23 protein-coding genes and 3 pseudogenes are annotated in these 21,137 nt (G+C 74.2%); 15 read left to right on the top strand and 11 right to left on the bottom strand.

The window, feature by feature from the left end:
* Nucleotides 1-101 precede the first annotated feature (101 nt).
* The 5 genes and pseudogenes from VF468_13815 (at nucleotide 102) to VF468_13795 (ending at nucleotide 4,693) form a co-directional block, all read left to right on the top strand.
* Nucleotides 102-242, top strand: a pseudogene (locus tag VF468_13815) (trehalase-like domain-containing protein).
* A gap of 115 nt (nucleotides 243-357) precedes the next feature.
* Complete coding sequence (locus VF468_13810; GenBank protein HEX5879368.1) at nucleotides 358-1,668, top strand: MFS transporter; 1,311 nt, start codon at nucleotides 358-360, stop codon at nucleotides 1,666-1,668.
* A gap of 5 nt (nucleotides 1,669-1,673) precedes the next feature.
* Nucleotides 1,674-2,036 carry a carboxymuconolactone decarboxylase family protein gene (locus VF468_13805; protein HEX5879367.1) on the top strand — a complete coding sequence of 121 codons (363 nt, stop codon included), beginning with the start codon at nucleotides 1,674-1,676 and terminating at the stop codon, nucleotides 2,034-2,036.
* 64 nt (nucleotides 2,037-2,100) lie between these two features.
* Nucleotides 2,101-4,302, top strand: coding sequence for a LuxR C-terminal-related transcriptional regulator (locus VF468_13800; protein ID HEX5879366.1), 2,202 nt, complete (start codon nucleotides 2,101-2,103; stop codon nucleotides 4,300-4,302).
* A gap of 16 nt (nucleotides 4,303-4,318) precedes the next feature.
* Nucleotides 4,319-4,693, top strand: a complete 375-nt coding sequence (locus VF468_13795) for a carboxymuconolactone decarboxylase family protein (protein ID HEX5879365.1) — start codon at nucleotides 4,319-4,321, stop codon at nucleotides 4,691-4,693.
* Here the strand turns inward: VF468_13795 and VF468_13790 are convergent.
* Both VF468_13790 and VF468_13785 read right to left on the bottom strand, forming a co-directional pair.
* Nucleotides 4,642-6,627, bottom strand: a complete 1,986-nt coding sequence (locus VF468_13790; GenBank protein ID HEX5879364.1) for an alpha/beta-hydrolase family protein — start codon at nucleotides 6,625-6,627, stop codon at nucleotides 4,642-4,644. The genes VF468_13795 and VF468_13790 overlap by 52 nt on opposite strands.
* A 151-nt stretch (nucleotides 6,628-6,778) precedes the next feature.
* A complete protein-coding gene (locus VF468_13785; protein ID HEX5879363.1) occupies nucleotides 6,779-7,315 on the bottom strand; it encodes a hypothetical protein in 537 nt (178 codons plus the stop codon).
* A gap of 130 nt (nucleotides 7,316-7,445) precedes the next feature.
* Here VF468_13785 and VF468_13780 point away from each other — a divergent pair, with 130 nt between their 5' ends.
* A complete protein-coding gene (locus VF468_13780; GenBank protein ID HEX5879362.1) occupies nucleotides 7,446-7,748 on the top strand; it encodes a hypothetical protein in 303 nt (100 codons plus the stop codon).
* A gap of 43 nt (nucleotides 7,749-7,791) precedes the next feature.
* Nucleotides 7,792-8,397 (top strand): dihydrofolate reductase family protein, encoded by a 606-nt coding sequence (locus VF468_13775; protein HEX5879361.1) that lies wholly within the window; start codon nucleotides 7,792-7,794, stop codon nucleotides 8,395-8,397.
* 262 nt (nucleotides 8,398-8,659) lie between these two features.
* Here the strand turns inward: VF468_13775 and VF468_13770 are convergent, their stop codons facing one another.
* Entirely contained in the window at nucleotides 8,660-10,921 is a 2,262-nt protein-coding gene (locus tag VF468_13770) for a LuxR C-terminal-related transcriptional regulator (GenBank protein ID HEX5879360.1), read from the bottom strand.
* A 96-nt stretch (nucleotides 10,922-11,017) separates the two neighbouring features.
* Between VF468_13770 and VF468_13765 the strand changes: the two genes are divergently transcribed.
* The gene (locus VF468_13765) at nucleotides 11,018-12,016 is read left to right on the top strand and encodes a YihY/virulence factor BrkB family protein (GenBank protein HEX5879359.1); all 999 of its coding nucleotides are present in this window, start codon (nucleotides 11,018-11,020) and stop codon (nucleotides 12,014-12,016) included.
* The gene (locus VF468_13760; protein HEX5879358.1) at nucleotides 12,013-12,738 is read left to right on the top strand and encodes a CPBP family intramembrane glutamic endopeptidase; all 726 of its coding nucleotides are present in this window, start codon (nucleotides 12,013-12,015) and stop codon (nucleotides 12,736-12,738) included. Before VF468_13765 ends, VF468_13760 begins: the two co-directional genes overlap by 4 nt.
* Here the strand turns inward: VF468_13760 and VF468_13755 are convergent.
* Together VF468_13755 and VF468_13750 are read right to left on the bottom strand one after the other, a co-directional pair.
* Nucleotides 12,691-13,593, bottom strand: coding sequence for a formylglycine-generating enzyme family protein (locus VF468_13755; protein HEX5879357.1), 903 nt, complete (start codon nucleotides 13,591-13,593; stop codon nucleotides 12,691-12,693). The genes VF468_13760 and VF468_13755 overlap by 48 nt on opposite strands.
* Nucleotides 13,594-13,613: 20 nt before the next feature.
* On the bottom strand, nucleotides 13,614-14,051 hold the full coding sequence (locus tag VF468_13750; GenBank protein HEX5879356.1) for a hypothetical protein: 438 nt from the start codon (nucleotides 14,049-14,051) through the stop codon (nucleotides 13,614-13,616).
* 80 nt (nucleotides 14,052-14,131) lie between these two features.
* Between VF468_13750 and VF468_13745 the strand changes: the two genes are divergently transcribed.
* Together VF468_13745 and VF468_13740 are read left to right on the top strand one after the other, a co-directional pair.
* A complete protein-coding gene (locus VF468_13745) occupies nucleotides 14,132-15,490 on the top strand; it encodes an NAD(P)/FAD-dependent oxidoreductase (protein ID HEX5879355.1) in 1,359 nt (452 codons plus the stop codon).
* A gap of 54 nt (nucleotides 15,491-15,544) precedes the next feature.
* Nucleotides 15,545-15,733, top strand: a pseudogene (locus VF468_13740) (LuxR C-terminal-related transcriptional regulator).
* Nucleotide 15,734: 1 nt separating this feature from the next.
* Here the strand turns inward: VF468_13740 and VF468_13735 are convergent.
* Together VF468_13735 and VF468_13730 are read right to left on the bottom strand one after the other, a co-directional pair.
* On the bottom strand, nucleotides 15,735-16,349 hold the full coding sequence (locus VF468_13735; protein ID HEX5879354.1) for a DUF308 domain-containing protein: 615 nt from the start codon (nucleotides 16,347-16,349) through the stop codon (nucleotides 15,735-15,737).
* 14 nt (nucleotides 16,350-16,363) lie between these two features.
* Nucleotides 16,364-17,038 carry a GAP family protein gene (locus VF468_13730; GenBank protein HEX5879353.1) on the bottom strand — a complete coding sequence of 225 codons (675 nt, stop codon included), beginning with the start codon at nucleotides 17,036-17,038 and terminating at the stop codon, nucleotides 16,364-16,366.
* 118 nt (nucleotides 17,039-17,156) lie between these two features.
* Between VF468_13730 and VF468_13725 the strand changes: the two genes are divergently transcribed.
* The 3 genes and pseudogenes from VF468_13725 to VF468_13715 all read left to right on the top strand — a co-directional run bounded on the left by VF468_13725 (nucleotide 17,157) and on the right by VF468_13715 (nucleotide 18,047).
* On the top strand, nucleotides 17,157-17,420 hold the full coding sequence (locus VF468_13725) for a hypothetical protein (GenBank protein ID HEX5879352.1): 264 nt from the start codon (nucleotides 17,157-17,159) through the stop codon (nucleotides 17,418-17,420).
* A gap of 39 nt (nucleotides 17,421-17,459) precedes the next feature.
* The gene (locus tag VF468_13720; GenBank protein ID HEX5879351.1) at nucleotides 17,460-17,621 is read left to right on the top strand and encodes an SHOCT domain-containing protein; all 162 of its coding nucleotides are present in this window, start codon (nucleotides 17,460-17,462) and stop codon (nucleotides 17,619-17,621) included.
* 90 nt (nucleotides 17,622-17,711) lie between these two features.
* Nucleotides 17,712-18,047: pseudogene (locus VF468_13715) on the top strand (nuclear transport factor 2 family protein).
* On the opposite strand, the gene VF468_13710 reads toward VF468_13715, so the two are convergent.
* Together VF468_13710 and VF468_13705 are read right to left on the bottom strand one after the other, a co-directional pair.
* Nucleotides 18,044-18,943, bottom strand: a complete 900-nt coding sequence (locus VF468_13710; GenBank protein ID HEX5879350.1) for a YhjD/YihY/BrkB family envelope integrity protein — start codon at nucleotides 18,941-18,943, stop codon at nucleotides 18,044-18,046. The pseudogene VF468_13715 and the gene VF468_13710 sit on opposite strands and share 4 nt — an antisense overlap.
* 7 nt (nucleotides 18,944-18,950) lie before the next feature.
* A complete protein-coding gene (locus tag VF468_13705) occupies nucleotides 18,951-19,673 on the bottom strand; it encodes a ZIP family zinc transporter (protein ID HEX5879349.1) in 723 nt (240 codons plus the stop codon).
* A 124-nt stretch (nucleotides 19,674-19,797) separates the two neighbouring features.
* Between VF468_13705 and VF468_13700 the strand changes: the two genes are divergently transcribed.
* A complete protein-coding gene (locus VF468_13700) occupies nucleotides 19,798-20,334 on the top strand; it encodes an LURP-one-related family protein (GenBank protein ID HEX5879348.1) in 537 nt (178 codons plus the stop codon).
* Here the strand turns inward: VF468_13700 and VF468_13695 are convergent.
* On the bottom strand, nucleotides 20,315-21,004 hold the full coding sequence (locus VF468_13695; GenBank protein HEX5879347.1) for a phosphatase PAP2 family protein: 690 nt from the start codon (nucleotides 21,002-21,004) through the stop codon (nucleotides 20,315-20,317). The genes VF468_13700 and VF468_13695 overlap by 20 nt on opposite strands.
* 7 nt (nucleotides 21,005-21,011) lie before the next feature.
* On the bottom strand, nucleotides 21,012-21,137 hold a 126-nt coding region (locus VF468_13690), incomplete at its 5' end, for a class I fructose-bisphosphate aldolase (GenBank protein ID HEX5879346.1).

Below are 21,137 nucleotides of genomic sequence, written 5' to 3'. Positions count from 1 at the left end.
AAGCACGACGGGCCAGGGACCTGAGCGGGGAGGTCGAGATCGCCAACATCGACCGGCAGCCGGCCGCCATCCAGGACCCTGAGGGGTTTCAGGGTGTGGCGATGCCGTCGCCGTTCTCCCCGATCGACGGGTATGCGTTGTCGTCGAATTGTCATACCGGGGCGTTGGTGGCCGCGGATGGGGCGGTGGACTGGTTGTGTGTGCCCCGGTTTGATTCGCCCAGCGTGTTCGGGTCGTTGCTGATCTGCTCGTTCTGGCTGGTCTCGGCCCTGGCCGTGGTCGGCGAGCAGGACCGGTCCCCCCGAGGGCTGTTCGCCGGACGCCTGGAAGAGGTCCTGGGATGAACGGGGGCGGCTGATGGAGACGGCCTCGACGTCCAGGCGGGCGCTGGTGGCGGGCAGCATCGGCAACGTCGTCGAGTGGTACGACTTCGCCGTCTACGGGGCGTTCGCCACGGTCGTCGCCGCCACCTACTTCCCGGGCGGCGACCCGGTCGCCGGGCTGGCGGCGAGCTTCGCCGTGTTCGCCACCGCGTTCCTGGCCCGGCCCGTCGGCGCGGTCCTGTTCGGCCGGCTCGGCGACCGGGTCGGCCGCCGCCAGGTGCTGGTCACGGTGATCCTGCTGATGGCGGCGGCCACGGCCGGCATCGGGCTCCTGCCCGGGCGCGCCACCATCGGCGTGCTGGCGCCGCTTCTCCTGATCGTGTTCCGGGCGCTCCAGGGACTCTCGGTCGGCGGCGAGGCCGCCGGGGCCACCGCCTTCGTGGTCGAGTACGCGCGCGAGGGCCGGCGCGGCTGGTACGGAGCCTGGCTGTGGTCGACCCTGAGCCTCGGGGTGGCCGGCGGGATCGGGGCCGCCCTGGTGCTGACCCGGGCGCTCCCGCCGGCCGTGCTCCAGGACTGGGGCTGGCGGCTGGCCTTCCTGGCCGCGGTCCCGCTCGGGCTGGTCGGGCTCTACCTGCGCCTGGCCCTGGACGACACCCCGCGGTTCCGGAGCCTGCAGCGGGCCGGCGCCGTCGCCCGGTGGCCGGTCGGCGACACCCTGGCCGGTCACCGGAGCCGGCTGCTGCTCGGCCTGGTCCTGGTGGCCGCGGCGTCGCTCGCCTTCAACCTGTTCTTCATCTACCTGCCCGGCTACCTGGCCGCCGCGGTCGGCATCCCCCTGGCCAGGACGCTGCCCGCCGCGCTGACGGGCCTGCTGCTGGTGGCGGCGGCCGGGCTGGCCGCCGGGCGGCTCTCGGACCGGGTGGGCCGGCGGCCGTTCCTGCTCGCCGGGACGGCCGGGCTGCTGCTGGTGATCCTGCCCGCCTTCCTGCTGATCCGCGGGCCCGGGCCGGCGGGCCGGGCCCTGGGCTTCCTCCTGGTCGCCCTGTTCCTGGGCGGCCTGGCGGTGGTGCCGGCCCACCTGGCCGAGTTGTTCCCCACCGCGGTCCGCTCCACCGCCCTGGCCATCAGCTACGGGCTGGGCACGGCCCTGTTCGGGGGCACGGCGCCGTTCCTGGCCACCTGGCTGGTGCGGCGGACCGGCAGCCCGGTCGCCCCGGCCGTGTACGCGACCCTGCTGGCCGCCGCGGCGGTGGTCGCGGCCGTGGCGTCGCGGGAGACCGCCTTCCAGTCGCTGCCCGCCGCCGACAGGGCCGGGGCCGAGCTGGCCCGCCGAGGCCCCTGACCGTCATGGGCATCGAGCCGTACCCGACGCCCGAGGACCGCCTGCGGGCGCTCGCCGATGGGCAGACCTCGGTGCTCGAGTCGCTGGCCGCGATGCAGGTGGGGGACCGGGAGCGCTCCCGGCTCGACCCGGAGACCTACCTGCTGGTCCGGCTGGCCGCCCTGGTCGCGACCGACGCCGCCCCCGTCTCCTACCGCGCCCACCTGGCCACCGCCGCCGAGCTCGGGCTCCCGCCAGCCAAGATCCTCGGGGTCTTCGGGGCGATCGCGCCGCTCGTGGGCAGCGCACGGGTCCTGTCCGCCGCCTCCAAGCTGGTCGTGGCCGGGCTCCTCCCCGCCGAACCGCGTCGAATCACCCCATCTGGATGATGATCGCGGCCGGGCGATCGCGCATGGTTGCTCTGGTGCCGGCGAGAGAAGCGGGGCGGTAGCGATGACCAGCCAGTCCGTCCTGACGCTCGAGCCGAAGCTCCAGCCGCATCTCGGATCCCACGCCCAGGTTCCACGGACCCGTCTCCTCGACCTCCTCGAAGCCTCCAGCCGCACCCCGGTGGCCGCGATCCTCGCCCCCCCGGGCTACGGGAAGACGACCCTTCTGGCCCAGTGGGCCGGGCACGACCCGCGGGCGTTCGGGTGGCTCACGATCGACCGGCGCGACAACGACCCCGCCGTCCTGCTCCGGGACCTGGCCGCCGCCTTCGAGCGGATCGCGCCGGGCCGCGCCCTGCTGGAGGGGGCCGGCGCCGCCGGGCCCGAGGCCGTCGACGCCCTGCTCCCGCAGCTCGGGTCGGCCCTGTCCACGGCCGAGCTGCCGTCCGTGGTCGTGCTCGACGACGTCCACCTGCTACGGAACGAGGACTGCCTTGACGCCGTGACCCGGCTCATCGACTACCTCCCGGAGGGGTCGCAGCTGGCCATCGCCAGCCGGGGCGAACCGCCCCTGCCGCTGGCCCGCCTGCGGGCCGAGGGCCGGGTGGTGGAGGTTGGCTCCGAGGAGCTGGCCATGGACCATGGGGAGGCCAGCTCCCTGCTCGAGGGCGCCGACGTCGACCTGGCCACGGCCGACGTGGACGAGCTGGTCCGGCGGACCGAGGGCTGGCCGGTGGCGCTGCACCTGGCGGTCCGCGCCGCCACCGGGCGCCGCCGCGCCGACCGGGTGGTCACCCTGACCGGGGACGACCGGTTCCTGGCCGACTACCTCCAGTTCGAGCTGCTCTCCCGCCTGCCGGAGCGGCTGGTCACGTTCCTGACCCGCTGCTCGGTGCTGGAGCGCATGTCCGGCCCCCTCTGCGACGCCGTGCTGGCCACCACCGGGTCGGCCGACCTGCTCGAGTCCCTGGCGCGATCGAACCTCCTGACCACGCCCCTGGACCGGCGCCGCCACTGGTACCGGCTGCACCGGCTGTTCCGGGAGCTGCTCCGCAGCCAGCTCGAGCGCAGCGACCCTGGCCTGGCCGCGGAGCTGACGCGGCGGGCGGCCGAGTGGTGCGCCGCCAACGACCTCCCCGAGCCGGCCATCGGGTACGCGATGGCCGCTGGCGACGCCGACCGGGCCGCCGGCCTGGTCGTGGACGCCGCCCCTGCCGTCCATGCCGACGGGCGCCTGGACGAGCTGGAGCGGTGGTTCGGTTGGTTCGAGGCCAACGGCGAGGTCGAGGGGCGCGCCGGCCTGGCCGTGCTCGGGGCCTGGATCTCCGCCCTCACCGGGCACCCGGTCGCGGCCGAGCGCTGGGCCGGCGCGGCCAGACGGGCCCCGGCCGGGGCCGGTCGGAGCGAGGGACCGGAGGCGCTGCTCCGCGCCGCCCTCTGCCGCGGCGGGGTGGAGCAGATGGGCACCGACGCCGAGCTCGCCCTGGTGCTGGCGCCGGCGGGCGGCGCCTGGCAGGCCGCGGCCCAGCTGCTCCTCGGGATCTCGCACCTGCTGGCCGGCCGCCAGGACGAGGCCGAGCGCCACCTGGCCGACGCCGCCGAGGTCGGGGAGGACGCCAGGGTCGACGCGGGCATGCTCGCCCTGGCCGAGCGGTCGATCCTGGCCATGGCCAGGGGGGAGTGGCGCCAGGCCGAGGCCCTGGCCGGGCAGGCCTCCGCCGGCGCCCACGGCGCCTGGCGGGAGCGGTACGGGAGCGGCGCCCTGCTGCACGCGGTGACGGCCCGGCTCGCCATCCACCGCGGCGACGTCGCCCAGGCCAGGGACGACCTGGCCCGGGCCGAGCGGCTGCGCCCGCTGCTGACCTGGGCCCTGCCCCACCTGGCCGTCCAGGTGCGCCTGGAGATGGCCCGGACCTACCTGGTCCTCACCGACGCGGTCGCGGCCAGGACGATGCTGTGGGAGGTGGACGACCTCCTGTCGCGGCGGCCCCGGCTCGGGCTGCTGCGGGACCAGGCGGCCGAGCTGCACGCCCAGCTCGACACCATGCGGATGGACGCCGTCGGGGCGTCGGCGCTGACCACGGCCGAGGTGCGGCTCCTGCGGCTGCTGGGGACCCACTACTCGTTCCGGGAGATCGGGGTCCAGCTGTACCTGTCCCAGCACACCGTGAAGTCGCAAGCCATGTCCATCTACCGGAAGTTCGGCGTGTCGTCGCGCAGCGAGGCCATCCGCCACGCCCGCGACCTGGGCCTGCTGGTGGAGTAGGGAGGTGCGATGGCCGATGGCGGCACATGAGGAGCAGCTTCGCCGTCTGGCGCTGCACGACGAGGCGTTCATCGAGTCCGTCCTCGCCGTCAACCTCAACACCAGCCTGGGCGACGACGACGAGGCGCTCCGGCTGAGCCCCAAGACCCACGCCCTGGTCCGCCTGGCCGCCCTGCTCGCCCTGGGGGCGGCACCCGTCTCCTACCAGTGGAACGTCGGCGCCGCCCTCGACGCCGGCGCCACCACCGACGAGATCCTGGGCACCATGATCGCGGTGGCGCCGATCAGCGGGATCGCCCGGGTGGTGCAGGCGACGCCCGACGTCGCGCTCCCGATCGGCTACGACCTCGACGTCGCCTTCGAGGAGCTTGACCCCGACCCGCCGGCCTGACCGTCGTCGCCGTCCTTGACCGCTGCCTGGGCCGCCGCCTTGGCCGCGTCGAGCACGCGCTTGCGTTCGAGCTCGGCGGCGCGCAGGGCCTGTTCGACGGCGGCGAGCTGCTCGTCGCTGGCCGGCAGCGCGTAGACCTCGCGGACGAAGCGGGCCAGGTCGGCGCGGTAGTCGTGGCCCCTGGCCTCGAACTCCCCGGGGATGACGTTGGCGGCGTTCTTCATGTCGATCAGCGTCTGGACAAAGGTGGTCGGGCTGCGCCACTGCTCGGCGCCGGGCACGGTGGCCGCGCGGGTGGCGGCCGGCCCCAGCCAGTCGGGCGCCCGGACGAGCAGGTCGAGCCCGAAGTGGCCGACGGCGTCGTTGGCGTGGGTGATCATGACGTAGCGCAGCCGGCGGCGGGCCTCGGGGTCCAGGGCCTCGACCTCGCCGAAGTCGTTGAACCGGCCGACCAGGGAGCGGTCGACGTCGGGCCGATCGCCGTGAAGCACCTCCTCCTTCCACTTGCTCATGTAGGGGGTGCCGATCCAGAGGGCCCGATCAACGCCGGCGTTCAGCAGCCCCTGGGTGCCGCGGTGGGCGAAGGCATCCTGGCTGGTCCAGGCGCCCAGGCTCTCGCCGAACAGCACCACCCGGGGCCGCTTCTCCGGGGGCCGCTCGGCCAGGGCGTTGTGGATGGCGTCGATCAGCATGCGGTAGTGGTGGCGGCCCTCGGCCACCCGGTCCAGCGACAGCGGGGAGGGCCGCAGCGAGTACTGCATGGCCACCGAGGCGATGTCGCCGCGGGACAGGTAGGAGGCGCTCTCCACGGCCACGTAGTTCACGTAGCCGGTGCCGGTGGGGGAGATCACCATCAGCAGTGACCGGTCGAAGGCGCCGGTGCGCTCCAGCTCGGCGATGGCCAGGGCGACCCGCTCGGCCTCGGTGGGGGCGCTCTCCAGGCCGACGTAGACGCGGATGGGCTCGGCCAGCGCCGGCTCGCCCATGACCTGTTCGATCTGGTCGGCGGTGACCTTGGTGGCCACGTTGCGCCGGCCCTGGCGGCTGAGGGTGTCCCAGGCCACGCCGCTGCCGGGGCCGCCGCTGACCAGCGGCGAGGTCGGCGGGATGGAGTAGGCGGCCTCGATCTCCTCGGCCCCCCGCTCGATCCTGTGGTCGACCCGCCGCAGCATCTCGTACAGGGCCCCCCCGAGAACCGACAGGGCGGCGAGGTGGCCGAGCGGCCGGTAGAGCCGCTCGTGGCCGGGCAGGACCCGCTCGGCCGCACGCCCGACGCCGGTGGCGAACAGGCGCTCGCCGGCGGCCAGCCCGGTCAGGGCGGCGGTCACCACAAGGCTCATGGCGAAGGCCTTGGCCGCCGACACCGGCGCGTCGTCGTCCGTCCCCACCCCAGGGAACTGGCGCTCCCAGCGCCGGCGCCGGTAGTCGTTGATCGCGGCCATGGCCGCGCCGGCGAACGTCGCCGCCGGGAACGAGTGGTCCTGGGTGTCGCCCGGGCGCGCGGTCAGCTCCTGCACCACGCCGACGATCGCCCCCGACAGGCCGGTGGCCGCCAGCCACCAGGCGGCCGTCCGCGCCCCCCCGCGCGGCAGCCGTTCGTCCGGCCTGGGCCGCAGGGCGCTCTGGACGGCCAGGCCGGCGCCGATGGCGGCCAGGTCGAGCACGACGCTGGCCCGCCGCCAGGTCCGGCGGTCGACCGTGGCCGGGTCGGTCCCGGTCCGGCCGGCCCCGCGCAGCGCCGCCGCCTCGATGGAGTCCTGGATGAGGGCCGCGAAGGCGTAGTTGAGGCTGGTGCTGATGCCGGTGACCAGCGCCTGGTCGAGCGCGCTGCGCGGCATCAGCGTCGGCTGGAAGGTGATGGGCATGATGGTCGCCGCCGCCAGCGTCCCTGCCTGCTGGGTGCGGCCCCCGATGCCGGCGTTCGGCGACCTCATGCCCATCCCGCTCCTCCTCGTTGTTCCCGGCCGGCTCAGAACCGGCGGCGGACCACGCGGCGGGCCGACCGCCGCCCCGCGCGGCGCCCGCTGCGGCGCGCCACCCGGCGATTCACCCCGAGCATATGGCTCCTCCTTTGTCCTGTCTGCCTCAGACGGCGCCGCTGTCGGCCGCCGCCAGCGCCTCGGCCTCCTCGGCCGACACCAGCCCGATCGCGACCAGGTCCAGCGGGCTGATGAACTCCGAGGCCAGGCGGAACCCGCCGGCGCGGGCGATCGCGTCCCGCAGCCCGATCGCCCAGCGGTGCTCCAGCAGCACCAGCAGGCCGGCGGTGTCGGGAGGGATCTCCTCGACGACGTCCCAGGCCTCCTCCTCGTCGAACACCCCGCCCCGTTCGGCGACGGCCTCGGCGCCGCGCTCGGCGCCCAGCTCGAAGCCTTCCTCGCCGGCGGCCCCGAGGCCGATCAGCCCGCCGATCAGGGCGCCGAAGGCGGCCTGCTCGTCGCCGCTGAGCTGGCTCGCGTGCAGGGTCTGGACGTTGCCGTCGGCGTCCTTGCGGACGCCAAGGGCGTCGATCACCCGGATCAGGTCGTTGTCTCGGAGCCGGTCCAGCTCCTCGCGGATCTCGCCGGTGAAGTCTGGGTGCTTGAAGCCCAGCACCAGCAGCTGCACGGGCCCGATGGCCATGGTGTCTCCTCCCTGCGCCGCGGCGTTCAAGGGCACAGGGTGGCATCGGGCCTGGAGGCGGGCATCACCCGATCGGGATGAGAATGGGCAGGTCCGGTTAGCCGCAAGCACGGGAGGGTAGCCTCCGGTCATGCCTCCTGGTGACACCGGCCCACCGGTGGATGCCGAGATCCTGGCCGCGGAGGTTGCCGAGAGCCTGGACGAGTTCCTCGACCACATGTCGGTGGCCGAGGGGATCGGCGCCAAGCTGAACCGCCAGCTGCTGGGCTTCCTCAAGACCGAGGTCCTGCCGCAGGCCAACCGGGCCGCGGAGCTGGGCGTCGACCCGACGCCGCTGTTCGCCATGGTCATCCGGGTGCTGCGGACCTACGCCGACTCCCTGGAGCGGCCGCCCGTCGCCGACGACCGGCCCGACCGGCCGGCCCGGTCCTGAAGGAGACGACCGAGCCGCGGTAGCCGCCACCGAGGAGGACGTCATGGGAGCGCTGGTCGTCGATATGTTCACGTCGCTGGACGGGGTCCTGCAGGGGCCCGGCGCGCCCGACGAGGACCGTGAGGGGGGATTCGAGTACGGCGGCTGGCAGGCGCCCTATGTCGACGAGGAGTCGGGGAAGGTCATCACCGACCACATCGCGGGCTTGGAGGCGCTGCTGCTCGGCCGCAGGACCTATGAGATCTTCGCGGCCTACTGGCCCAAGCAGCCGGCCGAGAACCCGATCGCGGCCCGGCTGAACGGCGCGCCCAAGTACGTCGCCTCGCGGACGCTGGACACCGTGGGGTGGACCAACTCCAGGCTGATCGAGGGCGACGTGGCCGAGGCGGTGGCGCAGCTCAAGGGGGAGTTCGGCCGAGTGGACGTCATCGGCAGCGGGGACCTCGTGCAGACGCTGCTGGGCAACGATCTGGTCGACCGGCTGAATCTGTGGGTGTTTCCGGTGCTGCTCGGCAGCGGCAAGCGGCTGTTCGCCGAGGGCACGGTGCCGGCCGCGCTGCGGCTGGTGGAGTCGGCGACCTTCCCCAAGGGCGCCGTGCACCTCACCTACGAGCGCGCCGGCAAGCCGACCTTCGGCAGCATGGCCTAGCTGTCGGCCTGCAGCGCGGCCAAGACCCGGTCCCAGATGCCCTGGCGGCGCCAGCGGTAAAAGCGGCTGGCCACCGTCTCCCACGATCGCCTCGACGATCAGGCGGTGGTCCTTTGGTGGGTGGCTGGTGGGCGGCCCATTCGGGGGCGTTGCGGTAGCAGCAGTGGGGCCAGCTTGGCCACTGCGCAGCGGTCAGTTCTCGGGTGTTCGTGCCATGGGCGCGAACTCTGCCCGCCTGTCCCATCAACATTGCCGACACGCCTCAGTCGCCGAGCAACCCCAGCTCGCGGACCCGCTGCATCGCCTCGCTGCGTGAGGACACGCCGAGCTTGCGGTAGATCGAGACGGCCTGGGTCTTGACCGTGTTGCGGGAGAGGTACAGCCGTTCGCCGATCTCGAGCAGGGTGAGGTGGGTCGAGAGCAGCGGCAGCAGCCGCAGCTCGGCCGCGGTCAGCGAGGACGCCCCGACCGCTCCCTGCCCGATCCGTTCCAGCGCCGCCGTCAGCTCGGCCGCCTGCTCGGGCAGGACGCCCAGGCCGGGTCGTTCCCGGAGGATCTCGCCGGCCTGGCGCACGACCGCCCTGGCCCCGGCGGCGTCGTCAAGGGCCAGATAGGCGCGGCCCAGCTCCAGCAGGGTCTGCACCGAGCGGTGGGGCATGGCCCCGGTGAGCAGCGGGCGCAGGCGGACGGCCCGGGCCAGATGCTGGCGGGCCTCGGGGGCGTCGCCCAGGTGCAGGGCCGCCCGCGCGGCCACCGCGCGCACGAAGGCGGCCATGGCGTAGTCGTCCAGATGGCCGGCCCGCAGGGCGGCGACGGCCGCCTCGGCGAGGCGGCCCGCCTCCTCCCAGCGGCGGCGCTCCAGGGCGACGATGGCCCGCTCGGCCAGGGCGGCCGAGGCCGCGGGCGTCGCCCCGAGCGGCCCGGCGACGCCGGCCACCCGGGCCAGGATCGGGTCGGCCAGCTCGGCCTGGCCGTCGAGCAGGTGGGCGATCCCCTCCATCAGCAGCGCCGTCGCCCGCCAGGGGTCATCCGGCGCCAGCCCGGCCGAGGCGGTGGCGGCGTCGGCCCGCATGCCGGCCATGCCGTCGCGGCACAGGAAGGTCCGTAGCAGCGCGATCGAGGCGTCCAGGGCACGGTCCGGCGCCGCCTTCTGCCCCCGCTCGGCCGCGGCCGCCCAGCGTCCGGCGCTCGGGGCGTCGCCGAGCAGCGCCTCCATCTGCGCGCCCAGGACCGCGACCCGCGGGTAGCGCTCGACCAGGTCCTGGTCCTCGAACCACCGGAACCACCGCCGGGCGGTCTCGACCCGCCCGCCGGCATAGGCCGGGAAGGCCAGGGCGGCGACCAGCCGGGCGACCCGGTCGGCGTCCCCAGCGGCCTGGGCGTGGTCGACGGCCAGCTCCGGCAGCCGTTCGCCCTCGTACCAGTCGGCGGCCCGCAGGTGGAGCTCGGGGACCAGCTCGGGCTCGCGGCGCTCCAGCTCGGCCAGGAGCAGCTCCCGGAGCAGCTGGTGGTAGCGGTACCAGCGGTGGTGGTCCACGGCCACCAGCAGCTGGTTCGACCCGGCCAGCGACTCCAGCACCTGCTGGGACCCGCTGACACCGAGGACCGCGTCGCACAGGGGCCCGCTCAGCTGCTCCAGCACGGCCGTGCGGGTGAGGAAGCGCATGGTCGGCTCCGAGAGGCGCGACAGCAGGCCGGCCGGCCGCCGGCCGGCCGCCGGCCGGCCGTTGCCCGCGACCGCCACCCTGGCGCTGTCCTCCATGGCCTCCTCCGGCCCCCCGAACGAGGCAAGGTACAGCCCGACGGGCCAGCCTTCGGTCCGGTCGAGCAGCTCGGCGATCTCGGCGTCGCCCAGCCGGGCCCCGGCCTGCTCCAGCAGCGCCCGCGCCTCCGGCTCGTCCATGGCCAGCTCGCCGGACCCGAGCTCGAGCAGCTGGCCCCGGGACCGCGACACCGCCTCGGGCAGCGACGGCCTGGCCCGCGAGGCCAGCACGAGCTGCGACCCCTTGGGCAGCCGCAGCGCGATCTCGGCCACGGCGTCGAGGCACTCCTGGTTGACCAGCAGCTCCAGGTTGTCCAGGACGACGGTCAGCGGCCTGGCCATGGACGAGAGGCCGGCCGCGAACCTCGCGACCAGGCTGGCCCCGGCGCCGGGCGAGGCCAGGAGGCGGGAGATCCCCGGGTCGATCGGCTCCACCCGGTCGAGGGCGGCGGCCAGGTAGGTCAGCAGGACCGCCGGGTCGTTGTCGCGCCGGTCGACCGACAGCCAGGCGACCTGGCCGCTGCGGCGCTCGGCCCACTGGGCCAGCAGGGTCGTCTTGCCGTACCCGGGCGGGGCGACGACGCACACCAGCCGGGCCGTGGGCGCGGCCAGCAGCCGCTGGAGCAGGGCGGTCCTGGGCACCATCCCCTGACCGGTCCGCGGCGGGTGGAGCTTGGACTCCACCAGCTCGAAGGACGCCGCCCACCGGGGATCCGGCTCCCGCCCGTCCCCCGCGCCATGCCCACCGATTCTGGCCACCACGCCCCGAAGGCTATCTGTGGGCGGCGTTCGTCTCAATACCGCAGGATGGCCATGGTTGACCGGCCACCAGGTAGCCTGCCTTGTTACCCTGGTCTGGTGAAGCGCATCGAACGCCTGCTGCGGGCGATCGACCGGTTCCAGCAGCGGCACAGCGTCCTCGGGTTCCCGTTCGGGGTGGTCAAGAAGTACGGCGACGACCAGGGGGGCAAGAAGGCCGCCCTGCTCGCCCACTACGGCCTGCTCTGCCTGTTCCCGCTGCTGCTGGTCTTCGTCACCGTGCTCGGCTACGCGCTGGCCAGCGACCCCGGGCTCCAGGAGCGGGTGGTCGACACCCTGGCCAGGCAGTTCCCGGTGCTCGGGACCCAGCTCGAGGGCAGCATCAGGACCATCCAGGGCTCCGGCCTGGCCCTGGTCGTGGGCATCCTCGGCACCCTGTGGGGCGGGCTGGGGATCACCCAGAGCTTCCAGGACGCCCTGAACGACATCTGGAACATCCCCCGCCGGGTCCGGCCCAACTTCTGGTGGCGGCTGACCAGGGGACTGGGGGCGCTGCTGCTGGTGGCCGGCGAGGTGGTGGCGGCCACCGTCCTGGCCCAGCGGGGGATCGCCGGGCCGGGCGCGGCCGGCCGGGTCGACCTGCTGGCCGGGTCGTTCCTGCTCAACCTGCTGCTGCTGACGGTGCTGTTCCAGGTCCTGACCGGCAAGGCGGTCCGCTGGCGCCGGCTGCTACCGGGCGCGGCCATCGGGGCGCTCGGCTGGAGCGTGCTCCAGAGCCTCGGCGTGACCATCGTCGGCCGCCAGCTGGAGCAGGCCAACCTCGTCTACGGGGTGTTCGCGGTGGTGATCGTGCTGCTGGGCTGGCTGTATCTCGGCTCCCAGCTGGTGCTGTACGCGGCCGAGATCAACGTCGTCCTGGCCAGGAGGCTGTGGCCCCGCAGCATGCTCCAGCCGCCGCTCACCGAGCCGGACCGGCAGGTGCTGACCGCCCTCGCCCGGACCGAGGAGCGCCGGCCCGAGCAGCGGGTCCAGGTGACCTTCCTCCCCGAGGCGACCGGCGGCGACGACCCGCCCGGCCGCGACAAGGGCCCGCGGTGACCCCCCCGGCCGGGCGCCAGCCCCTCGCCGCCGCCGAGCTGGCCGCCGCGGCCGCCCTGCTGGCCTGGAACGCGGCCATCAACCGGGTGGTCCCCCACCGAGCCTACGTGCCGGCCAACCTGGCCGCGGCCGGCCTGTCGGTGCTGGCCGCGCGGACCCGGCGGGTGCCGGCGGCCGACCTGGGCCTGGCCCGCCACCGGGCCGGCCGGGGTCTGCGGGTGGGGCTGGCCGCTGCCACGCCGGTGGCCGGCGCGGTCGCCCTCGGCGCCGCCCTGCCGGCGACCCGGCGCTGGTTCCTGGACGAGCGGGGGACGACCGGGGGGACCGGCTACGCGCTGTACCACACCCTGGTCCGCATCCCCTTCGGCACGGCCGTGACCGAGGAGCTGCTGTTCCGGGGGGTGCTGTGCGGCCTGCTCCTCCAGCGCCACTCCCGGGTGCGGGCCGCCGCCGTGAGCTCGGCCCTGTTCGGCTGCTGGCACGTGCTGCCGACCCTGGACACCATCGGGCTCAACCGCGCCGGCGCGGCCGTCCGCGACGACCCGGCCCGCACCGCCGCCGCCGTGGCCGCCTCGGTCGGGGTCACCGCCGTGGCCGGCCTCGGCTTCACCTGGCTGCGCTTCCGGGCCGACAGCGTGCTCGCCCCGGCGGTGGTCCACGCCGCCCTGAACAGCTCAGCCTTTGCCGCCGCCCGCCTGGTCGCCCGGGCCGCCCGGGGCTGACCGCAGGATGCAGCGGAAGCCGATGTGGCTGGTGGCGGTGTCGACCGCCTCCCCCTGGCGGGCCGCCGGCCGGTAGCGCAGGCAGTAGCTGGGGGCGCAGAGGTGGCTGCCGCCCTTGATGACGTTGCGGGGGATCGTCTCCCGGGGGTCGTGCGGGGCGCAGCAGGCGTCGTTGTCGTGGCTGGCCGTGAAGCGGTCGCTGGTCCACTCCCAGACGTTGCCGGCCATGTCGGACAGGCCGTAGTCGTTGGGCGGGAACGACCCCACCGGCGAGGTCCGCTCGTACCGGTCGAGCAGCAGGTTCCGCCAGGGGAACTCGCCCTGCCAGGTGTTGGCCATCTGGCGGCCCTTGGGGGTGGGCTCGTCCCCCCAGGTGTACACCTTGCCCTCGAGCCCGCCGCGGGCCGCGTACTCCCACTCGGCCTCGCTGGGCAGCGCCTTGCCGGCCCAGTCGGCGTACGCCTGGGCGTCGGCGTGGCAGACCTGCACCACGGGGTGGAGGTCGCGGCCGTGGAGGGTCGACCCCGGCCCCTCCGGATGGCGCCAGCTCGCCCCCGGCACCCACGCCCACCAGTTTCGCCAGTCGCGCAGGTCGACCGGCCCGGTGGTGGGCTGGAAGACCAGGGCGCCGGGGACCAGCAGGTCGGGGTCGGCGTCGGGGTAGTCGGCCGGGTCGGGGGGCTGCTCGGCCACGGTCACGTACCCGGTGGCCTTGACGAAGCGCCGGAACTGGGCGTTGGTGACCGGGTGGCGGTCGACCCAGAACCCGCCGACCGCCACTTCGTGGACGGGCCGCTCCTCGGGATAGAAATCCTCGGAGCCCATCAGGAAGCGGCCGCCGGCCACCCATTCCATGTCCTTCGGCGCAGACGGGCTCATTCCGGCTCCGGCCGCCTCGGCTGGACGCCGGGGGCGGCCTCCAGCAGCCGCAGGAAGGCGTCGTTCCATTCCTGGACCAGGTTGCCGAAGGCCTCCGGCTGGGCGCCCATGGGCGCCATGAAGGCCTTGGTGAGCTCCAGCTGCGCCTGGGTGGTGGCGGCGAAGCTCTCCAGGGCGGCCTGGATGAGCCGGGTGCTGCGCTCCTGGGTGGCGCCGGCCTGCTCGATCACCTCCCGGAAGGCCGCCAGGCTCTTGCGCAGGGCCCGGTTGGTCTCCTCCTGGCTGGCCAGGGCCTCCTCGGTCGCGGCCAGTGTGGACGACAGCGACTCCAGGGCGGCCCGGCCGCTCTCCGCCTGGTCGGTCAGCAGCCGCTGGAGGGAGTCGGACCACGCCTGGGCGAGGGCGCCGAAGCTCTCGTCCGCTCTTCCGGTCATGGGTCACCTCCCACTTGTTCCGGCCACGACCATACCGGGCATACTCGGGATTGAACGATCAGGCGGAGGAAGGCGGAGCGATGTCGAAGCTCAGGGGCCGGAACGGGTCGCCCCACGTCGTCGTCGTCGGCGGCGGGTTCGCCGGGCTGGCGGTGGTCAAGACCCTCGCCAAGGTCACGCCCCCGGTGCGGGTCACCCTCCTGGAGCAGCACAACTACCACCTGTTCCAGCCGCTGCTGTACCAGCTGGCCACCGGCGTGGTCCAGCCGGCCGACATCGCCCACCCGGTGCGGGGCATCGTGCGCCGCTACCGCCGCACCTCGGTGCGGATGGGCACGGCGTCGGGGGTGGACCTCGACGCCAGGCAGGTCCTGACCGAGGAGGGCGGCCGCATCGGCTACGACTACCTGGTCCTGGCCGCCGGCGCGACCACGGCCACCTTCGGGATCCCGGGGGTCGAGGAGCACAGCTTCCCGCTCAAGACCATGCCCGACGCCCTGCGGCTCCGGGCGCACCTGCTGCACCAGTTCGAGCTGGCCGAGACCGACCCGGCCATGATCGACAAGGGCGCCCTCACCGTGGTGGTGGTCGGCGGCGGCCCCACCGGGGTGGAGATGGCCGGCGCCCTCCACGAGCTGTTCAAGCACGTGCTCGTGCATGACTTCCCCGAGCTGGACATCAACCAGTCCAGGGTGGTGCTGCTGGAGGCCACCGACCACCTGCTGGCGCCCTTCCACCCCAGCTCCCGCAGGCACGCCCTCGACATCCTGGAGAAGCGCGGGGTGGAGGTGCGGCTCGGGCAGGCCATGTCCAACGCCACCCCCGACGAGGTCGTGCTCAAGGACGGCACCGTGATCCCGACCAGGACGCTGATCTGGGGGGCCGGGGTGCGGGCCAACCCGCTGGCCGACGTCCTCGGGCTGGAGCAGACCCGCGGCGGCCGGATCCTGGTCGGCGACGACCTGAGCGTCCCCGGACGGCCCGAGGTGTTCGTGGTCGGCGACCTGGCCGGGGCGGGCGACGGCAAGGGCGGGCTGCTGCCCCAGGTCGCCCAGCCGGCCATCCAGGAGGGCAAGCACGCCGCCCTCCAGATCGGCCGGACCCTCAACGGCGAGCCCCGGACCGGCTTCGAGTACAAGGACAAGGGAATCATGGCCACCATCGGCCGCAACGCCGCCGTGACCGAGCTGCCCAACGGGGCCAGGTTCCGGGGTGTGCTGGCCTGGTACATGTGGCTGGCGTTGCACCTGGCCTACATCATCGGTTTCCGCAGCCGGATCGCCGTGCTGGTCAACTGGATCTGGAGCTACCTCACCTACGACCGCCACGCGCGCATCATCGTCGCCGTGGAGCCGTCGCGCCGGGCGGCGATCCCGGCGCAACCGCCGAAGCCCGCGTCCCCGGAGGCGGCGTCCAGCGAGCGGCCGGCGGTGCGCTAGCCCTCAGGAACGGGGGCCGAGGGCGGGGCGGCCGCCCCGCCGCCGCTGGTGGCGCCGCTCAGCGAGCGCGAGCAGGTGGTGCTGCGCTACCTGCCCAGCAGGCTCTCGGCCGGGGAGCTCGCCGACGAGCTGTACGTCTCCGTCAACACCGTGAAGACCCACATCAAGAGCATCTACCGCAAGCTCGACACCAACCGGCGCTGGGACGCGGTCAGGCGCGCCCGCCAGCTCCAGCTGCTGTGACTCACACGGCCGGCCGCTCCGGCGGCAGCCGGTCCAGGCTCCGCCCCAGCCCGCGCAGGTCGAAGGCGGCGAACAGCTCGGTGAAGCCGTAGAAGATGGCGTAGATGCCGACCAGGTTGACGAACACGATCAGCGACCGGCCCGGGTACCCGGCCGCCCAGATGCCCAGCAGCAGCTCCAGGATCCCCAGGATCAGCGTCACCCACCACCAGGGCCGGCCGTGGTTGGAGAAGGCGGCGATGATGTCGACGATGCCCTTGAAGACCAGGAACCAGGCCAGCACCACGGAGATCACCAGCAGCGTCCGTCCCGGCCAGACGAAGGCGATGATCCCGGCCAGGATCGACAGGACGCCGCCGACCAGGAACAGCCAGCGCCATCCGCCCTCCACCCGGCCGAAGGACAGGATCTGGTTGATCCCGGTCATGATGAAGGTGACGCCGGCGAAGACGGCCAGGGCGAGCAGGCTGCCCACGTTGTAGGACAGGACGAACATCCCGAACAGGATCCAGAGCACCCCGAGGATCAGGAACAGCCACCAGCTGCGGGTCACTCCCCGGAGGGCGTCGCGGGACTGGACCCCGGCCACCTGGTCAGGCAGCGGCAGGTCGCTCATGATCGCTTCTCCTTTCAGAACAGGACGGCGAGGCCGTCACCGACGAGCTTGAAGCCGAAAACCAGGAACAGGACGGCCATCACGGCCGCGTTGTGGGTGGCGGCCCAGGCCTTCCAGCTGTCGAGGGTCCGGGCCGCTCCCTCACCGGCAACCAGGTAGACGATGAGCGGGGCAAGGACGCCGGCGGAGCCTATCAGCACGAACACGGCCAGCACGACCGCCTGCTCGCCGCCGGCCAGCCCGGTGCCGGCGATGGTGGCCGCGGCGGCGATCGTCAGGCCGCCGTTCTTGGGGTTGACCGCCGACAGCAGGGCTCCGAGACCGAGCGCCCCGCCAGGCTTGAGCCGGTCGATGTTCGCCATCCACTTGGGCATCTGCGGCTCGCTGCCCGGGGCGGGCCGGCCCCGCCACTGCCTGACCGCCAGCAGCAGCGCCAGCACGCCCAGCAGCAGCTTCAGCCAGCCGGTCCAGGCGGCCGGCTCGCCGCCGTCGGAGGCGTCCGCCGGCCCGGCCAGGGCCAGGACGACGGCGCCGAGCACGGCCAGCCCGAGCACCCAGCCGAGGCCGAACACGATGCCGTTGACCCGTCCCCGCGGGGTGGCCAGGACCAAAATCATGGCCACGATCGGCAGGGGGCTGACGGCGACCCCGGCGGCCAGGCCAAGGACGTCTCCGATGGCCGCGCCCATCTCGGATCCCACCTCCTCTCCACGACCGACGATGGCGGGCGCCCGGATGATCTGTCGTCACCCTCGGGGGTGAATCACCCCGTTCGGGTGAAGTCCGCTCACCCTGGGTGCCGCCACCATGTCGGGGAGGGCGGCCGTCGGGGAGGTGCGCGTGCCGGATGGGGGCGGGAGCTACGAGATCCGCGTCAGGGGACGCCTGACCGATTCGCTGGTGGCCGCCTTCGAGGGCATGCACGCGTCGGTGGAGCCGGTGGAGACGGTGCTGCACGGCCCGGTCGAGGACCAGGCCGCCCTGTACGGGCTGCTCGACCGCATCCAGGCCCTCGGCCTGGAGCTGGTCGAGGTCGGGCGCCTCCCGGACCCCCCGGCCGACTCGGGCTGAGGCGTCCTTGCGTAAGACCACCCAGCCGAGGAGGACGCGATGGGCCTGTCCTCCGACCCCGCCGACCCCTCCTGCGGCTGGCCGCGGGGGCGGCCAGCCCGCCTGCACGAGTCGGGGGCGCTCACCGACGAGGAGTTCACCGCCGCCAAGGCGCGCGCTGGGCCTCTGAGCGACGACCGGGAAGGGAGGAGCTGTCCATGACCGACAGGGCCGCCCGGACCGACGTGCTCCGGGACGCCATGCACGCGGCGGTCACCGGCGACGAGTCCCTGATCGAAACAGGTCTACACCGAGGACGTGACCGGCTGGTCGCCGGTGATGGAGGTGTCCTCGCGGGACGAGCTCACCGCCGACCTGCGCGGCCGCTCGGGCGCCTTCTCCGACATCGACCTCGTGCTGGACCCGGTTGAGGCGGTGGGGGACAAGCTGATCGCCGAGTGGCGGGTGGCCGCCACCCACACCGGCGTCCTGGCCCTGGACGAGGACGTCGAAGTCGAGCCGACCGGCCGCCGGCTCGAGCTGCGGGGCGTGCTCGTCGCCGAGTTCGAGGGCGACCGCATCCGGAGCTTCCGCCAGCACTGGAACGAGGTCGAGCTGATCGACGGGCTGGGCCTGCTGCCCGGCTAGGCCGATCGGGAGGCGTGGCGCCGCTCCCACAGGATGGCGTTGAGCTCGGCCGCGGCCACGGCCAGGCGGGCGAACAGGAACAGCGACACCAGCAGGGTCAGGGCCACCCCGAGCGACCCGTAGACCGTCGACGCCCGGGCCGCCCGGGGGGCGAAGTACAGGCTCACGGTCAGGGCGAAGGCCATGTACCCGACCGCGAACAGGCACGCCCCCGGGACCATGGCCGTCCAGGCCACGCCAATGGGCCGCGGCATGGCCATGGTCAGGGCCAGCCACAGCACGGCCAGGACCACCAGCTGCACCCCGGCGGTGGTCAAGAGCACCGTCACCTCGCTGGCCAGGCCCTTGGCGTCGGCCCGGGCCTGCTCGGCCAGGGTCGCGGTGAGGCTGGCCACGGCGAGGCCGGTGACCAGGCCGAGCACCAGCCAGCGGCTGACATGGCCCCGGGCCGGCGCCATCCGCCAGGCCAGCAGGTGCACCCAGCGGAGCACCTCCAGGACGGCGGACGCGGCCACCAGCGTCGCCACCCCGCCCAGGATCAGGGCCAGCCAGCGGCCCCGGCCCGAGGTGCGGGTGGCGGCGGCCACCGAGGCGATCACCAGGTCGCCGAGCCGGTTGCCGCCCCGCGGGCTGGCTTCCTCGGCCGCCCGGTCGGCGGCGAAGCCGAGCCCGGCCACCAGCACGTAGCAGAGGGGGACCAGCATGGCGAACAGGCGGAAGGCCAGGGACGCGGCCAGGATCCCGACCGCGACCGGGCGCTCACGCCGGACGACGCCGACCATGGTGTCCACGACCATGCTCCGCGACCGGGCCCGCTCCAGCCGGGCCTGGCCGGTGACCAGCATCGCCTCCAGCTGCTCGCGCCGCTCGCGCATCCGGGACCGCTTGGTCGCCATCGCCGGCTCAGGCCGCGGACAGGGCCAGCGAGATCGCGAACCCGATGACGACCAGGGTGCCGGTGAGCACGCCCTCGACCGCGTAGGCCTGGGGCAGCAGGGTGTCGGCCAGCATGGCCAGCAGGGCCCCGCCGGCGAACGCCTGGACGAGCGCGCCGGTGCGGCCGCTGGCCGGGCCGAGCATGGCGTAGCCGGCGGCGGCGGCCACACCCGAGACGAGCACCACCACCGACCACATGGTCAGGACCCGGCCCTGGGGCCAGCCGGCCGCCTTCAGGCCGCTGGAGGACGACATGCCCTCGGGCAGGTTCGACAGGGCGACCCCGGCGAGCAGGGACACGCTGACCCCGCCCTGGAGGACGGTGAGGCCGAGGACGAACGACTCGGGGATGCCGTCAAGGACCGAGCCGAGCACGATCGCCAGCGGCGACCCGTCGGCCTGGGCGCCGGTGGCGTCCTTGCGGTCCTCGCCGCCGCCACGGTCCAGCAGCCAGTCGCCGCCGGTGAAGACGAGGGCGCCGACCAGGACCATCGCCGCCACCCAGACGACGGCCTGGTGCTCCAGGGCGTCGTCGACCAGCTCGTAGGCGACCGAGCCGATCAGCAGGCCCGTCCCCAGCGCCATCACCACCGCGATGACCCGCCGGCCCGGCGCCAGCAGGTAGGCGATCAGGGCGCCGACGAGCAGGGCGGCCGCCCCGATCGCTCCCCAGCCGAATGCCTCAGCCATACCGGCAGGATGCCGGTGGGTCGGGTGGGCCGTCGTCACCCGGACCGGGTGAATCACCCCGAGCGGGTGATGACCGCGCGGCCGGCCCGGTGGGACGGTGGCGGCTCACCACGGGAGGGGATCGATGTTCAGGCGACGAGCGCGACGGAACGAGCCCCCGGAGGGGGCGCCGGCCGGCACCCGCTACCAGCTCCGGGAGAAGCTGCTCTCTGTAGGCGACGACTTCTGGATCGAGAACGACCGCGGCGAGCGGATCTTCCTGGTCGACGACAAGGTGCTGCGGGTGCGCGACACCGTGGTCATCAAGGACGCCCACGGCCAGGAGCTGCTCAAGCTGCAGAAGCGGCTGCTGCGGGCCCGCAACACCATGGTCATCGAGCGCGGCGACGACAAGGTGGCCACCGTCCGCAAGGCGATGATCACGCCCCTGCGGGACCGCTTCACCGTCGACCTGGAGGGCGGGGGCCGCCTCGAGGTCCAGGGCAACATCCTCGACCACGAGTACCAGATCAGCCAGGACGGCATGCCGGTGGCCAACATCTCCAAGCGCTGGTTCCGGGTCCGCGACACCTACGGCGTGGCCGTGGTCCCGGGCCAGAACGACGCCCTGGTGCTGGCCGTCACCGTCTGCATCGACCATCTCACCGAGCACGACCGCTGACCGCCCGGGAGCGGGCGGCGCGGTCGGCCACGGCCGCGACCATGGCCGCCGTGCCGGAGCCGGCGTCCGAGCCGATCACCACGTCGCCCGGGTAGTGGACGCCGGTGTGGACCCGGGAGTAGGCGACGGCGGCGGCGAGCAGGCGGATCGGCACGGCTATGGCCGGCAGGTGGCGGCCGACGGCGTAGGCGAACGCGAACGCCGAGGCGGCGTGGCCCGACGGGAACGAGGTCGAGCCGGGCATGGGGACGTGGCGGTGCTCGAACAGGGCCGGCCGGACCCGGTCGGGGCGGCGGCGGCGGGCGACCGGCTTGACCCCCAGGTTGATGGTGGCCGAGCTGACGCCGATGGCCACCACCCCCTCCAGCGCCGCCCGGCGGCCGCGCTTGCCCCCGGCCAGGGCCACCGCGGCGGCGATGCCCAGCCACAGCTTCGACTTGTCGGCCGCGGCCGAGAGCCGGCGCACGGGCCCGTCGAGGGTGCCGGTGGGGGTGCGGGCCACCGCCTCGTAGACGGCCCGGTCGACCGCTCCGAGTTCGTGGAGGCTGTGGACCACGAGGTCGGCTGCCGGGCCCTGGCGGGGGCGGGTCGTGACCTGCCGGGCCAGGGTGTCGGCGAGTGACTCCCCAGACGCTGGCGGGGCGGGTGGGGCGGTCGGGTCAGGGGTCATGGTCTGGCTAGGCGTCGCTGGTCTCCATCTCGGGCTGGTAGCGGCCGGTCCGGGCGGCGCTGTTGAGCCGGGCCCGGTGGTGGAAGGCCCGCTGGGCCGCTGGGCCGTTGGCCGCCTCCCCCTTCCAGGCCTT

This window comes from Actinomycetota bacterium, assembly GCA_036280995.1.
Taxonomy (GTDB): Bacteria; Actinomycetota; CALGFH01; order CALGFH01; family CALGFH01; genus CALGFH01.
Note: the sequence above shows the minus strand (reverse complement) of the source record. Positions and strands in the feature narration are given on the sequence as shown.